Annotated in this window: 13 protein-coding genes; 4 read left to right on the plus strand and 9 right to left on the minus strand. The window is 54.5% G+C overall.

Going from position 1 to position 14,180, the window contains the following annotated elements; translation table 11 throughout:
- Position 1 precedes the first annotated feature (1 nt).
- On the plus strand, positions 2-2,845 hold the full coding sequence (locus ACT3T7_RS04520) for a valine--tRNA ligase (protein ID WP_444630211.1): 2,844 nt from the start codon (positions 2-4) through the stop codon (positions 2,843-2,845).
- A 152-nt stretch (positions 2,846-2,997) separates the two neighbouring features.
- On the opposite strand, the gene ACT3T7_RS04525 is transcribed toward ACT3T7_RS04520, so the two are convergent.
- Positions 2,998-3,468 (minus strand): META domain-containing protein, encoded by a 471-nt coding sequence (locus ACT3T7_RS04525; protein ID WP_444630212.1) that lies wholly within the window; start codon positions 3,466-3,468, stop codon positions 2,998-3,000.
- A gap of 19 nt (positions 3,469-3,487) precedes the next feature.
- Positions 3,488-3,928, minus strand: a complete 441-nt coding sequence (gene gloA / locus ACT3T7_RS04530) for a lactoylglutathione lyase (RefSeq protein ID WP_087109952.1) — start codon at positions 3,926-3,928, stop codon at positions 3,488-3,490.
- Positions 3,929-4,204: 276 nt separating this feature from the next.
- Here gloA and ACT3T7_RS04535 point away from each other — a divergent pair, with 276 nt between their 5' ends.
- Positions 4,205-5,275: a metal-dependent hydrolase gene (locus ACT3T7_RS04535; RefSeq protein WP_172118561.1), complete on the plus strand. Its 1,071-nt coding sequence runs from the start codon at positions 4,205-4,207 to the stop codon at positions 5,273-5,275.
- Positions 5,276-5,329: 54 nt separating this feature from the next.
- Here the strand turns inward: ACT3T7_RS04535 and ACT3T7_RS04540 are convergent, their stop codons facing one another.
- From ACT3T7_RS04540 to ACT3T7_RS04555, 4 genes are all read right to left on the minus strand, one after another.
- Positions 5,330-6,055: an MliC family protein gene (locus ACT3T7_RS04540; RefSeq protein WP_444627619.1), complete on the minus strand. Its 726-nt coding sequence runs from the start codon at positions 6,053-6,055 to the stop codon at positions 5,330-5,332.
- 41 nt (positions 6,056-6,096) lie between these two features.
- Positions 6,097-6,609: a DUF3087 family protein gene (locus ACT3T7_RS04545; RefSeq protein ID WP_444630213.1), complete on the minus strand. Its 513-nt coding sequence runs from the start codon at positions 6,607-6,609 to the stop codon at positions 6,097-6,099.
- Positions 6,610-6,678: 69 nt separating this feature from the next.
- Positions 6,679-7,764, minus strand: a complete 1,086-nt coding sequence (locus ACT3T7_RS04550; RefSeq protein ID WP_444630244.1) for a 3-deoxy-7-phosphoheptulonate synthase — start codon at positions 7,762-7,764, stop codon at positions 6,679-6,681.
- 2 nt (positions 7,765-7,766) lie between these two features.
- On the minus strand, positions 7,767-7,922 hold the full coding sequence (locus tag ACT3T7_RS04555) for a hypothetical protein (protein ID WP_172118479.1): 156 nt from the start codon (positions 7,920-7,922) through the stop codon (positions 7,767-7,769).
- A 244-nt stretch (positions 7,923-8,166) separates the two neighbouring features.
- Here ACT3T7_RS04555 and ACT3T7_RS04560 point away from each other — a divergent pair, with 244 nt between their 5' ends.
- The gene (locus tag ACT3T7_RS04560) at positions 8,167-8,310 is read left to right on the plus strand and encodes a hypothetical protein (RefSeq protein ID WP_193055219.1); all 144 of its coding nucleotides are present in this window, start codon (positions 8,167-8,169) and stop codon (positions 8,308-8,310) included.
- A gap of 12 nt (positions 8,311-8,322) precedes the next feature.
- Here the strand turns inward: ACT3T7_RS04560 and ACT3T7_RS04565 are convergent, their stop codons facing one another.
- The 3 genes from ACT3T7_RS04565 to rho are packed head-to-tail and all read right to left on the minus strand — an operon-like array spanning position 8,323 to position 11,920.
- Positions 8,323-9,060, minus strand: coding sequence for an NAD(P)H-flavin reductase (locus ACT3T7_RS04565; RefSeq protein ID WP_193055218.1), 738 nt, complete (start codon positions 9,058-9,060; stop codon positions 8,323-8,325).
- A gap of 55 nt (positions 9,061-9,115) precedes the next feature.
- Positions 9,116-10,612: a 4-hydroxy-3-polyprenylbenzoate decarboxylase gene (ubiD, locus tag ACT3T7_RS04570; RefSeq protein ID WP_193055217.1), complete on the minus strand. Its 1,497-nt coding sequence runs from the start codon at positions 10,610-10,612 to the stop codon at positions 9,116-9,118.
- Positions 10,613-10,660: 48 nt separating this feature from the next.
- Positions 10,661-11,920 (minus strand): transcription termination factor Rho, encoded by a 1,260-nt coding sequence (gene rho, locus ACT3T7_RS04575; RefSeq protein ID WP_172118483.1) that lies wholly within the window; start codon positions 11,918-11,920, stop codon positions 10,661-10,663.
- 701 nt (positions 11,921-12,621) lie between these two features.
- On the opposite strand from rho, the gene ppx reads away from it, so the two are divergent.
- The gene (ppx, locus tag ACT3T7_RS04580; RefSeq protein WP_193055216.1) at positions 12,622-14,166 is read left to right on the plus strand and encodes an exopolyphosphatase; all 1,545 of its coding nucleotides are present in this window, start codon (positions 12,622-12,624) and stop codon (positions 14,164-14,166) included.
- Positions 14,167-14,180: the final 14 nt, after the last annotated feature.

A 14,180-nucleotide genomic window follows, 5' to 3' on the forward strand; every position in this document is an offset into this window, starting at 1 on the left:
CATGGAAAAGACCTACCAACCCGAACAGATTGAAACCCGCTGGTATCAGCGCTGGGAAGCCGATAACCGCTTTGCCCCTTCGGGTAAGGGCGCGCCTTTCTCCATCATGATTCCGCCGCCCAACGTCACCGGCAGCCTGCACATGGGCCACGCGTTCCAGGACACCATCATGGACACCCTGACGCGCTGGAAGCGAATGCAGGGTAACAATACGCTGTGGCAGGTAGGTACCGACCACGCCGGTATCGCCACGCAAATGCTGGTTGAACGCAAGATCGCGGCAGAAGAGGGCAAAACGCGCCACGACCTGGGCCGCGATGCGTTTATTGATAAAGTTTGGGAGTGGAAGGAAGAGTCTGGCGGGCACATTACCCGCCAGCTGCGCCGCATGGGCGCCAGCGTTGATTGGAGTCGCGAGCGCTTCACCATGGATGACGGCTTCTATAAAGCCGTTCAGGAAGTCTTCGTGCGCCTGCATGAAGAGAAACTGGTTTATCGTGGCAAGCGGCTGGTCAACTGGGACCCGACGCTGCACACGGCGATTTCCGACCTGGAAGTGGAGAACAAGGAGCAGCAAGGCAGCTTCTGGCACTTCCGTTATCCGCTGGCCGACGGCGTTAAAACCGCCGATGGCAAGGATTATGTCGTGGTGGCCACTACTCGCCCCGAAACTCTGCTGGGCGATACCGGCGTTGCGGTTAATCCAGAAGATGCGCGATACGCCTCGCTGGTGGGCAAATTTATTGAGCTACCGCTGGTGGGCCGCCGCATCCCTGTAGTGACCGACGAACACGCCGATATGGAGAAAGGTTCGGGTTGTGTGAAAATCACCCCGGCCCACGACTTCAATGACTATGAAGTCGGCAAGCGCCAAAACCACCTGCTGATCAACGTCTTTTCCAAAGACGCCACGATTCTTGAGCAGGCGGAAATCTTCAACCTTAAAGGCCAGCCCCAGCCGGAAGAAGACGCTAGCCTGCCCGCCAAGTACGCAGGCCTTGACCGCTTTGAAGCACGTAAGCAAATTGTTGCCGATATGGACGCACTTGGCCTACTGGAGCAAGTGGAAGCCGTCAACAACACCCTGCCCTATGGCGACCGCTCGGGTGATGTGATTGAGCCGCTGCTGACTGACCAGTGGTTCGTGGCAGTCGAAGACCTTGCCAAGCCCGCTATCGAGGCGGTGGAAAAAGGCGACATCCAGTTCGTGCCCAAGAACTACGAAAACATGTATTTTGCATGGATGCGCGACCTGCAGGATTGGTGTATTTCCCGCCAGCTATGGTGGGGCCACCGTATTCCGGCATGGTATGACGCCGAAGGTAACGTCTACGTTGCCCGCACCGAGGCCGAAGCCCGAGAGAAGCACGGCCTGAGCGCTGATATAGCGCTGACTCAGGACGAAGACGTGCTGGACACCTGGTTCAGCTCAGGTTTATGGACCTTTGGCACGCTTGGCTGGCCAGAAAAAACCCCGGAACTTGAAACCTTCCACCCCACCAGCGTGTTGGTGACAGGCTTTGACATCATCTTCTTCTGGGTAGCCCGGATGATTATGATGACCCTAAAGTTCACCGGCCAGGTGCCCTTCAAAACCGTGTATGTCCACGGCCTGGTACGTGATGGGCAGGGCCAGAAGATGTCCAAATCCAAGGGCAACGTACTCGACCCGATTGATCTTATCGACGGCATTACGCTGGATGCACTGCTTGAAAAGCGCACCGGCAACATGATGCAGCCGCAAAAAGCCAAGACGATTGCCAAAGCGACCAAAGACGAATTTAAAGACGGCATTGAAGCCCATGGCACCGATGCGCTGCGCTTTACGTTCCTCTCGCAGGCCACCACTGGGCGCGATATTAAATTTGATATGAACCGCTTGGAAGGTTACCGCAACTTCTGCAACAAGCTGTGGAATGCCTCGCGTTACGTGCTCATGAATGCCGAAGGCGAGGATTGCGGCACCGACGGCAGCGAGGTTGAGCTGTCGCTGGCCGACCGCTGGATCATTTCCGAGCTGCAGAAGACAGAAGCCCAGGTGACCAAGGCGATGGACGAATACCGCTTTGACCACGCCTCGCAAGCGCTCTACGAATTTGTCTGGAATGAGTATTGCGACTGGTATCTCGAGCTTTCCAAACCAGTGCTGTGGGACGAAAATGCCTCCGCTGAAGCCAAGCGCGGCACACGGCGTACCTTGGTGCGCGTGCTGGAAACCATTCTACGCTTGGCGCATCCGATGATGCCTTATATTACGGAAGAGATCTGGCAGCGCGTGTCACCCTTGGCGGGCACGTTGGGCGAAGGCGCCTCGTTGATGCTTCAGGCATGGCCGGAAGCTGACGAGAGCAAGATCGACGAGCAGGCCACCCGCGATATCGAGTGGCTAAAAGGCGTCATTATCGCTGTGCGTAACATTCGCGCCGAGATGAATATAGCCCCCGGCAAGCCGCTGGACGTGCTGTTAACCAAAGGCAAGCCGGAAGACGCCAAGCGCCTGGAAAGTAACCGCCATTTCCTGGCCAAACTGGCCAAACTGGAAAGCGCGAGCTGGCTTGAAAACCCCAACGATGCCCCGCTTTCAGCAACGCAATTAGTGGGCGATATGGAAGTTCTGGTGCCGATGGCCGATCTAATCGACAAAGACACCGAGCTTGCTCGATTGAATAAAGAGATCGAAAAGCAGGACAAGCTAATGGTTGGCATTGAGAAAAAACTGGGCAACCCCGGGTTTATGTCTAAAGCCCCCGATGCAGTCGTCGAAAAAGAGCGCGGCAAGCTTGCCGAGTTCCAGTCGGCTAAAAAACTGCTGCAAGAACAGAAAACCAAGATTGAAGCGCTGTAAACCGCGGACGTAACTCGTTCAGCCTAAAACGCCCGGCTCTTAATGGAGCCGAGCGTTTTTTTATAGTTTATCTATAACTCTACGTATACGCCGAAGCTATGGCAGGTGGTAGGCTTCGTCAATCACACTTCCCACGCGCTGTTGCGATGATGCTAGCTTCCCTCACGCCAGCCGCCAAGTACTCGGCTATCTGGGCCAAAAAAGACCAGTCGGTCATGGTCAATGAGGTAGCGATAAGCACCTTCCAGCATATTCGTTACCTGCTGGGCATCCTCCATATTAGGACAAGCCATGCGCGTGCTGGCAAGCTGCTTAACATCGAAACGGTGCCCTTCCCCCAGACTTACCTGCCCCGAAAAGCGGTTGCAGCCGTCATAACCAGAGATCGTTCCATCGGGAGAGATTTCAAAAAACGGCGTTTCATTAAACGCTAACTTCTCGTCTGTTCCGATCAACAGAAGATCCCAGCGCTGATCCACTATCGCTCCTGAAAGCTCCGCACTGCTCGGCGCTTCATGACTCTCTTGAGGCGCGGGCGAACTGCTGCACGCGCTCAAAAGAAAAGCCGCCGATACACACAAGGGCAGCAAGCAATGACGCAGCGTTAACGTCTTCATGGACATAATTATCACCTTATAGGTTTTACCAGTTGCCGCTGTTTTCCATGGAAGCCCATGGCTCTTGAGGTGCTAGCGTGTCGCCCTTTTGCAGTAGCTCGATGGAGATACCGTCAGGCGATTTAACAAATGCCATGTGTCCATCCCGTGGAGGACGGTTAATAGTAACACCGGCGTCCTGGAGCTTTTGACAAAGCGCGTAAATATCGTCTACTCGATAGGCCAGGTGACCAAAATTACGCCCGCCAGTGTAAGTTTCAGGGTCCCAGTTATACGTCAATTCAAGTTCGGGAGCGGAGAGCTGCGCTGAGCGTTCTTCGTCTTCGGGGGCGGCAAGAAAGATCAGCGTAAAGCGGCCTTTTTCATTCTCTTTACGGCGTACTTCTTTAAGGCCCAGCAGGTCACAGTAAAAGTGAAGCGATGCATCCAGATCGCTGATACGTACCATCGTGTGTAAAAACTGCATGTTATTTCCTTTTCATTAAGGCCGGTAAATGAATGTTAACGCGGATATCCATTATATGGATGGAAACAGAATAGGTCTTAACCAGCAAATCTTATGCATATCAGGTAGCGTATGCCCAAATGCTCGTCAAAGCTCATTATTCAGCCCGACCTGCACCACTATCGGTTTAAATGACGGCCTGCTTTAACTAACCATTAGACAGATTTATTATACAAGGTCGAATTCAAAGAAAAATCTGTATAGTGCTATTTGAGGGCTATCTCAAAGGAGACGTTAGTGGACTCAATCACACAGGCGGCGTTGGGCGCTGCGATTGGCGGTGCGGTGCTGGGTCGGCGCTTGGGCCGTAAAGCCATTCTCATAGGGGCACTATTGGGCACGCTGCCCGACCTCGACGTAGCGCTGGACTATGGCGATGCGATCGCTAATGTGACCGAGCACCGCGGGTTTAGCCACTCGTTATTTGTACTGACCGGACTCGCGACGTTATTAGCCCTGCTTAGCAACCGTTTTGCCCCTGCACGAGATATTTCCTTTATCCACTGGTGGTGTTTTTTTACACTCACGCTAATCACGCATCCACTGCTTGATGCTCTGACCACCTATGGCACGCAGCTCTTCTGGCCGCTAGAAACATCACCGGTCGCCTGGCCGATTGTATTTATCATTGACCCGCTCTACACCCTGCCTCTTCTAATTGGTTTAATCGTAGGCATCACGTCAAAACAGGTACAAAAGTACGCTACGGCCGCGCTGGCTGTCTCAAGTGTTTACTTATTGCTAGCAGCCGGAGCGAAGCTGAACATTGAGCACCGGCTGGCAACGGTTCTTGCCGAGATGGGGCTAGAGGAGGCGCCTTTACTGGTTCAACCAACCCCTTTTAACACGGTGCTATGGCGAGCTACCGTGGTCAATGAAGATCGCTATTATGAAGGTCTGATTAGCGTATTTGATGGCAAGCGTCAGCCACGTTTGGAACCGCTATACCGCAATATAGCGCTTGAAGAGAGTGCGTTGGCGGGCCCGCTTGGCCAGCGGCTAATGTGGTTTACTGGCCCTTTTTTGCGCTATGACACCATCAATATTGAGGGACATGAAACATTAATTGCTACCGATCTTCGGCTGGGCTATCCCGGCTTTCACCCGTTCAGCTTCACCCTCGCAGCGCTGCAGGATGACACATGGATACCCGTGGATGTAAGCGAGCAGATCGAGACCGCACGTGGGCTGCAGCTAAATATGCTGTCGCGTCTCGCAGCAAGGGCCGCTGGAGATGCCATGGCACTTTGTGCAAGCGACTTTATCTCGCCTGATTGGCGCGCTGACCCGCTTCAATATCACTGCTAAGCGGTGGCCACCGCACCGCTAGCAGTGATGGCTGATAGGCGCTGAAATAAAAGCTTAGGGGGCGATTCCCTGCCCACAACCACTGAACTGCTCACCGCCGTAGCTGAGCGTTACCCGCGCAGGAAAGGGAAAACCGCTCATATTGTCAAAGCAAGCGCCCGCTTCAATACGCACCCGAAAGAAAGGCTCAACGCGGGCGTTTTCAAGCACCACCCGGCCCGCTTCGTTGTCCATCACGCTCACCATATAGGGTAGCTCAATACGCTCCTCGCCGTAGTTAAGCTCCAGGGTTAACGTGGGGGAATCGTGTGCGAGCGCGACCACCCAGCCTGGCTCATTGCCATGTCCAAAAAACATAACGCCTGGCCGCTCTGCACGAGTAAGGACTTTACGCTCTTCGCCAAGGGTGCACTGCAGTTGGCCACGCGGTGTTTCCACCATGGCCTGGTTACCTCGGTTCCAAAAACTGATACTGCCATCCTGGTAGCGAGCCCCGTTAGCGACGACCGCTTGAGGCAGCAGCCAGGCGCCGTGCAGCGACCAAAGCCGTAGGTCATTAGTATTTGTCGCTGTCACTAAATTCTGGTCAGCGGGCTGGCAGTGCCAGCCCTGGTACTGCTCGGCGTTTCCAGCAAAAAGTACCGAGGGCAACAACGGGGCACTGCTGTTAACGGTCATTGTGCCAGACTCGTCTGCTGGTGAAGACGTAGAGGCACAGCCGGTGAGTGCCATCAAACAAGCACCCACAGCGGCTAATCGAAGGGGGGTAAAAAACGTCATCTATCAAGGCTCCCTGCGCGCGTGATTTATTGTGTAATGCACTAGCTTCGCTTAAAGGCGTGTAGATCCTGTGGATCAAAGGTATCAAACTTGGGCGGCAATCCCAATGCTGCCCGCTTTTCCGCCAAGTGACGCTTCTCGGCCAGCCACGTAGGGTCTTGAGAGGGCTCACGACCGTTTAGCTCGGCTAGCTGCGTTATCCCTTGATGGTAAAAGGTCACGATATTAAGCGCGGCTTGATTATCATCTTCAAGTGCACGCCTAAGCGTAGGTAAATACCCCCTGATTTGCGACAGGTGTTGCTTTAACTGCCATACGTAGCGCATCTCGGTCATCCAGGGCCGTTCGCGCAGCACCGCAAAGAGTGCGCTGGTGGCTAGAAGTCCCAGGAAGATACCCAGCGCGTAGAGCCATAGGCTGCTGCCCAAGGCAGAGGTCAGCAGCATGGAAAACAGCATTCCAAAAATGACCAGTTGACCCGCCATCGCAAAGCTAATCATGCGCGCCTTACGACGGTAGCGTTGTACATCATGCGGCTCAAGGGTAAAAACCATGGCCAACCTCGCAATCCAAATGAGTGCTCTATGATACGGGGCTGACCAACGCAAACAAGCCTGAGTCGCTTAATGTGCGCTTAATCGTTCTGCGGCCATTTTTAACAACCGCTCGGTCGCCTCCCAGCCAACACAGGCATCGGTTACCGAGACACCGTAACGCAGTGCACCAGGGTTTAACGGCTGTTTGCCCTCAAACAGGTGGCTTTCAAGCATCAAGGCGACCAGATTGGCGTTGCCCGCCTGCCGCTGGGCCAGCACATCCAGCATTACTTCATTCTGACGGCGATGATCTTTACGTGCATTGGCGTGGCTACAGTCGACCATTAAACGTGGGTTCTGACCTGCCTCATGCAGCGCCTTGATAGCTGCCTGAACGTGCGCTGCCTGATAGTTCGGCTCGCCATGCCCACCGCGAAGCACAACATGCGTATGAGGGTTACCGGCTGTTTGCTGCATGATGGGGCGCCCATGACTGTCTTGAGCAAAGCGCTGGTGCCCATGAGCGGCAGCTTGTATGGCGTCAATCGCGACCTGCACATCACCGCTGGTGGCATTTTTGAACCCAACCGCCGCGGCCAGGTCACTGGCCAGCTCACGGTGCAGCTGCGACTCTGTAGTGCGCGCGCCAATCGCGACCCAACTTAAAAGGTCATCCAGGTAAGGCGCGAGCATGGGCTGAAGCAGCTCGGTGGCCACCGGTAGGCCTCGGGCGGCAACGGCATGCATCAATTCACGAGAGAGGGTAATGCCCTTGGGCATATCGCCACGACCATCTAAATCAGGGTCATAGGCCAGCCCTTTCCAGCCAACCGTCGTACGCGGCTTTTCAACGTAAACCCGCATTACCGGTAAAATCTGCTCATCCACCTGCTCACTTAGCACCGCCAAACGGTCAGCGTACTCAAGCGCTGCGTCCGGGTCATGGATAGAACAGGGGCCTACCACCACCAATAATCTTTTATCCTGGCCACTTAATATTTTCTGAACCGCTTCTCGCTGTTGAGAAATTTGCTGGCCTAACCGAGCATCAACGGCAACGCTTTGGCGTAACTCGGCGGGTGTCGGTAAGTGATTAACAGGGCTGGGCGTACTGTCGCCAGGGGGTTTGGCGTTGGCATTCTTGATCGGGGCTAGGCTTGCCTGGGCATTCATCATTAACTCTCCGGTATCACATGACATCGTTGATTGGCGTTACCACCCAAACGGGCACGGTCGGAGGTGGCAGCTTGCACCGACCGCGCGTCGCTAAATCGCCAGCCATAGCCCACATAGCCGGTAGCAATAGTGACGTTATAAGCGCGATACATCATGGTGAAGCTCCTTAATGAAATTCCTATGGCAAAAGCCGTTAAACGCAAAAAGCCCCGGCGGGGTTACCAACCGGGGCTTGAAGATTCGGCAGGCAACCTGGAGGGTGTGCCTGGTAGCGCGACGTTAACCGTCGGCCGCGGGCACACCGTGGCTAAACCAATATCCAAAATAGGCCACAACGCTCATGCACACACTAACCGCCATAAAAGGCAGACTGTTAGCAGTGTGGAAAGGCGCTTGTGTGTGCATATTTTTCCTGATGATTGGCAAGCCAAGGGGCCGCAAAAAATCGTTTTAAAAAATGTATATCTTTATCCTGCCTTTAAGCTTGGCAAATGGCAACTGTTGATTAACAAACAGCGCCATAGCCAAAAAGTGACAGGCTAACGCGTGGGTCAATCACCCACGCGGCGCATAAGCAAATACGTCGGAAAAAACCCGCTCACTCACCACGCCTTTGGCTTCCAACACATCCAGGCAGGCGTATACCATGCCGGGCGAGCCGGAGAGATACACGTCATAATCGCTGAACGTCAGCGCCGCTTTCTCCAGTACAAGATCAACCCGGCCCTGATGGTGATGAATACGCTCGCCGCTTGCCAAAGGCTCAGTTAGCGGAAATTCGGTGACCGCTTTAAACGTTACATTGGGATAGCGCTGCGCCCACTCAGTCGCCAGGCTTTCAGCGTAAAGGTCGCGATGCTCACGGGCAGCCCACCAGAGTGAGATTGGCCGCTCAGGCTGGTCACGCAGGGTGGCCTCAACAATCGCTTTCATTTGTGAAAACCCTGTACCAGCAGCAATCAGCAGCAGCGGACGCTCGCTTTGCGCGTCAACCACACATTCACCGCCGGGCAAGCGCAGCGTTAGCTGATTGGCCACCTGGAGCAGATTTCGAAGTCGTACTGAATTATCGCGCTCAGGCCAGTGCTGAATATGCAGTTCAATGACGCCATCGCCCTGCTCGGCACTGGCAATTGAAAAAGGCACCCAGGTGTTGTCATCCAATTTAAGTTCTAGATACTGCCCAGGCGCATGCTGCATTGATTCTGCGCGCCCTTTTAGCGTCACGCCAAATACGTCAGGATTTAAATCCTCAACGGCCGTTACCTGGCAGGTTAACGTCCTTGCGCTCATGAAAACCTCTATGTGAAAAATCGATCAACGTGCGCCGCTAAACTTAACTGCCTTCTTAACCGCCATGCCGCGGTGCTGGCAGAGGGATACCAATCCCCAGCTCTTCCCACCGCTCGTCAACGCGATTTTTGACCGTCTCGTCCATCACGATGGGCGTGCCCCACTCGCGGTCTGTTTCGCCTGGCCATTTGTTGGTCGCATCGAGCCCCATTTTGGAACCCAGGCCAGAGACAGGCGAGGCGAAATCCAGATAATCGATAGGCGTATTCTCAACCATCACGGTATCTCGCGCCGGATCCATACGCGTGGTAATCGCCCAGATCACGTCTTCCCAGTTGCGCGCATCAACGTCGTCATCCAGCACAATCACGAACTTGGTGTACATGAACTGACGTAAAAAGCTCCATACCCCCATCATCACGCGCTTGGCGTGGCCTGGGTACTGCTTTTTCATGGTGACAACCGCCATGCGATACGAACAGCCTTCAGGCGGCAGGTAAAAGTCGACAATTTCAGGAAACTGCTTGCAGAGTATCGGCACAAACACTTCGTTAAGTGCCAACCCAAGAACGGCAGGCTCATCCGGCGGCCGCCCGGTATAGGTGGAGTGATAAATGGCATCACGGCGCATGGTCATGCGCGTTACCGTAAAGACCGGGAAGTGATCCACCTCGTTGTAATAGCCGGTGTGATCACCGTACGGGCCTTCAGGTGCCATATCATCAGGATAGATAACCCCTTCCAGAATAATCTCACTGGAGGCAGGCACCTCAAGGTCATAATGGCCGCACTTAACAAGCTCGGTACGCGAGCCGCGCAGAAGCCCGGCAAACGCATATTCGGAGAGTGAGTCAGGGACGGGGGTCACGGCCGCCAGGATCGTGGCCGGGTCGGCCCCCAGCGCCACGGCAACCGGGAAAGGCTCGCCAGGATGCGCTTGCTGAAACTCCTGGAAATCCAGCGCCCCGCCACGGTGGGAGAGCCAGCGCATGATCAAGCGGTTCTTGCCAATCTTTTGCTGCCGGTAAATCCCCAGATTCTGGCGTTTTTTATGCGGGCCGCGGGTAATGACCAGCGGCCAAGTGACCAAAGGCGCCGCATCGCCCGGCCAGCAGTGCTGGATAGGCAGGCGATCAAGATCAACCTCGTCATCTTCAAAAACGACTTCCTGCACTGGCGCCCGCTTAACGGTTTTAGGCCCCATACTAAGCACTTGTTTGAAGATAGGCAGCTTATCCCAGGCGTCCTTCAACCCCTTGGGTGGATCAGGCTCTTTTAAAAAGGCCAACAGCTTACCCACTTCGCGCAGCGCTTCGACCGACTCCTGCCCCATTCCTAGCGCCACGCGCTTTGGCGTACCGAAAAGATTGCCCAGCAGCGGCATATCATGGCCCTTCACATTCTCAAACAAGAGTGCCGGGCCACCGGCACGCAGCGTGCGGTCGCAAATCTCGGTGATTTCCAGGTAAGGATCGACTTCGGCTTGGATACGCTTGAGTTCACCGCGCGCTTCCAGCGCCGCGATGAAGTCGCGCAAGTCGTTATACTTCAAGACACACTCCCCGCTAGGCTTGCGCCGCTATAGTGATTCTCATCAATCCTAGCGGCGTTTCATCGCTTCAAAGAACTCAAGATTCGTCTTGGTATCCTTCAGACGATCAATCAGGAATTCCGTGGCAGCCGTGTCCTCCATCGGGTTAAGCAGCTTGCGCAAAATCCACATGCGCTGCATCTCTTCCTCAGACGCCAGCAGATCTTCACGCCGCGTGCCGCTGCGACGAATGTTGATTGCCGGGAAGACGCGCCTTTCCGCCAGCTTGCGATCAAGGTGCGCTTCCATATTACCGGTACCCTTGAACTCTTCGAAGATAACTTCATCCATCTTCGAACCGGTATCCACCAGGGCCGTAGCGATAATGGTCAAGCTGCCGCCCTCTTCGATATTACGCGCCGCACCGAAGAAACGCTTAGGCTTCTCAAGCGCATGCGCATCGACACCACCGGTAAGCACTTTACCGGAGCTCGGCACAACGGTGTTGTAGGCACGCGCTAAGCGGGTAATCGAGTCCAGCAGGATAACCACGTCTTTTTTGTGCTCAACCAAACGCTTGGCTTTTTCGATGACCATTTCAGCGACCTGAACGTGGCGCGCTGGCGGTTCATCAAAGGTGGAAGCCACCACTTCACCGCGTACGGTACGCGACATTTCGGTTACTTCCTCCGGGCGCTCATCGATCAGCAGTACGATCAGATGGCACTCAGGGTTGTTGCGCGTAATCGAGGTGGCGATGTTCTGCAGCATCAGTGTCTTACCCGCTTTAGGCGGAGACACCAGCAGGCCACGCTGACCTTTACCAATCGGCGCAGTCAGGTCGATGATACGGGCCGTTAGATCTTCGGTAGAACCGTTACCGATTTCCATCCGCAAACGGTCATTCGGGAATAGCGGCGTTAAGTTCTCGAAGAGAATCTTGTGCTTGGCATTTTCCGGACGGTCAAAGTTGATCTGGCTAACCTTGAGCAGAGCAAAGTAGCGCTCGCCTTCTTTGGGCGGGCGAATTTTGCCGGAAATGGAGTCGCCTTTACGCAGGTTAAAACGGCGAATCTGCGAGGGCGATACGTAGATATCGTCCGGTCCGGCAAGATAGGAGCTGTCGGCGCTGCGCAGGAAGCCAAAGCCATCCTGAAGAATTTCCAGTACACCGTCGCCGTAAATGTCCTCACCGCTTTTAGCGTGTCGTTTGAGGATGGCGAAAATGATGTCCTGCTTGCGCGAACGGGCCAGGTTATCGATACCCATTTCGCGGGCGATATCGAGCAGCTCGGGAACGGTTTTTTGCTTGAGTTCAGTGAGATTCATCGGCGTGTTAGAAAGTTGCTCTGGAAGCTAGGCGCAAGGCGCCAGAATAAGACAGGAGGCGTAGCACGTACTGATATGGCTAGGCGCCGTGTGATGCGTTCAGGTCCCGATAAAGCACGTACTCGATGGTAAGCCGCTGGGCATGTGAAAACTCATGGCATTGGTGCAATGAGGCAATGAGTTATTGCTCAGTTCGAGGGTACATGCAGTTGTTTGTTCTGATTGGCGTAAGGAAAGAACCAATCAGCGGGTCATCTGACGACTTGGAAATATGGCTGATGCTATCTGGATAAGCAGTATCTTGTTAACATGCTGGATAAGCGTTAGTTAGTCAATATACATAGCACAATCATCGCGTGCTTAGCCAAGGTAAGTACAGCATTAAATAAATACGACGTTCAATAAGTCCCGATAATACCAAGAAAGCCTAGTACCAGGAAAGCTTAACTAGGAAAGCCTAGCACCAGAAAGGCTTGGCAACCAAGACAACTGAATCGACACGCTATCAACGAACTCTTGTCAGCAGAGCTATTACTAGTAATTTTTTGGGTAATTTCTAGCAATCAGCCTTGTAGCAGGCAAGGTCGAGTCAGACCTGTCGTTCGATGGTAGTCAAGGCCCGCGATAAACGCAAGTCTTTGCCAATTGACAATAGCCCAAGCGCACCGCAACCTTGGCAAAGCCAATACGAAGGATAGCTCATGCCCAAGGACATTTCACCCCCCTTTAGCGCTCCTGTTAGCGAACTGGAAAACGCAGCACCACAGCGGCTAGCCGCCATTGACCTCGGCTCCAACAGTTTTCATCTTCTGGTAGCCAACTATCAAAATGAGCGTCTTCAAGTCGTTGCACGATTGGGTGAAAAAGTCCAACTGGCGGCTGGCCTGGATGAAGAGGGCAAGCTTAACGAAGCAGCCATTCAGCGCGCCCTGGATTGCCTGGGCCGCTTCGCTCCGTTTTTAAGTGATATTGAGAGCGCAAACCTGCGTATCGTGGGCACTAACGCCCTGCGTGACGCCCATAATAGCCAGGCGTTTATTGAACGGGCTGAAACACAGCTTGGTCACCCCATCGAAATTATTGCGGGCCGCGAAGAGGCCCGGCTTATCTATCTAGGGGCGGCTCATGCCTTGGCCGAAAACGGGCGCCGCTTGATTGTCGATATTGGTGGCGGCTCAACCGAATTTATCATTGGTGAAGAGTTTGAACCCAAGGCGCTGGAAAGCCTGCGCATGGGCTGTGTGACCTTTACCAGCCGCTACTTTCCTGACGGCGAGATGAGTGAAAAGCGCATGCGCCGCGCCGAACTGGCCGCGTTATCAGAACTTGCCCATATCCAGCGCCCCTACCTGCGCCTTGGCTGGGAAGACCCAGTAGGCTCCAGTGGCACTATTAAAGCAGTGGCTAGCGTTCTTCTCGCCTATGGTGACACACCCACTGAAGGTGTGATTACGCGCAGCGGGCTCAAAAAACTGCGTGAGCGCCTGCTCAAGTGCAAACAGCTTTGCAAAGTCGAGCTCGACGGGTTAAAGCCTGACCGCGCACGAGTTTTCCCTGCTGGGGTGGCCATTTTAAGCGCTATCTTCGAGGCATTTGACCTGCACCAAATGCGTTTTGCCGACGGCGCCCTGCGCGAGGGTGTGCTCTATGATATGGCTGGGCGCAATAGCGCAGAAGACACGCGCTCCAAAAGCCTTGACGTACTCCAGCGCATTTACGACGTGGATACCCGACAGGCCGATAACGTGGCCGAGACCGCACTGCGTCTGTTTAAGCAGGTGCAAGGCGCCTGGTCGCTCACCCATGAGCACCGTTACTACCTTCAGTGGGCCAGCCATGTACACGAAATTGGCTTGGCTATTTCCCATAGCCAGTTTCATCGCCATGGCGCTTACCTGCTGGAAAACTCTGACCTGGCGGGCTTTTCACGCCCGGAGCAGCATCAGCTGGCCTTTCTAGTACGTGCCCATCGGCGTAAATTCCCGCTCAAGGAGTGGCAGGCGCTCCCCAAGGCGCAGCACGCGCACAGCATACGGCTTGCCCTATTGCTGCGCCTGGCGGTACTGATTAACCACTCACGCCCCGAAAACGCCCCGCCCTTGCCGAATATTAGTGTTGATGCTGACAGCTTAACGCTGGCACTGCCCGCCAGCGATGAACCAACACTACTCAGCACCGATATTGAGCAGGAGCAGGCGTATATGGACGCCGCAGGCTTCACGCTGAACGTCATACAGGAAGACTAAGAGACAGACGGGCA

It is taken from the genome of Halomonas sp. 111 (genome assembly GCF_052379685.1).
GTDB lineage: Bacteria > Pseudomonadota > Gammaproteobacteria > Pseudomonadales > Halomonadaceae > Vreelandella > Vreelandella citrativorans.

Bases quoted from the DNA above. Each gene is read 5' to 3' on its own strand.
- ACT3T7_RS04525 (WP_444630212.1), bottom strand. From the start codon at position 3,468: ATGTCCATGAAGACGTTAACGCTGCGTCATTGCTTGCTGCCCTTGTGT.
- ACT3T7_RS04555 (WP_172118479.1), bottom strand. From the start codon at position 7,922: ATGATGTATCGCGCTTATAACGTCACTATTGCTACCGGCTATGTGGGC.
- ACT3T7_RS04550 (WP_444630244.1), bottom strand. From the start codon at position 7,764: ATGAATGCCCAGGCAAGCCTAGCCCCGATCAAGAATGCCAACGCCAAA.
- gloA (WP_087109952.1), bottom strand. From the start codon at position 3,928: ATGCAGTTTTTACACACGATGGTACGTATCAGCGATCTGGATGCATCG.
- ACT3T7_RS04540 (WP_444627619.1), bottom strand. From the start codon at position 6,055: ATGACGTTTTTTACCCCCCTTCGATTAGCCGCTGTGGGTGCTTGTTTG.
- ACT3T7_RS04520 (WP_444630211.1), top strand. From the start codon at position 2: ATGGAAAAGACCTACCAACCCGAACAGATTGAAACCCGCTGGTATCAG.
- ACT3T7_RS04565 (WP_193055218.1), bottom strand. From the start codon at position 9,060: ATGAGCGCAAGGACGTTAACCTGCCAGGTAACGGCCGTTGAGGATTTA.
- ACT3T7_RS04545 (WP_444630213.1), bottom strand. From the start codon at position 6,609: ATGGTTTTTACCCTTGAGCCGCATGATGTACAACGCTACCGTCGTAAG.
- rho (WP_172118483.1), bottom strand. From the start codon at position 11,920: ATGAATCTCACTGAACTCAAGCAAAAAACCGTTCCCGAGCTGCTCGAT.
- ppx (WP_193055216.1), top strand. From the start codon at position 12,622: ATGCCCAAGGACATTTCACCCCCCTTTAGCGCTCCTGTTAGCGAACTG.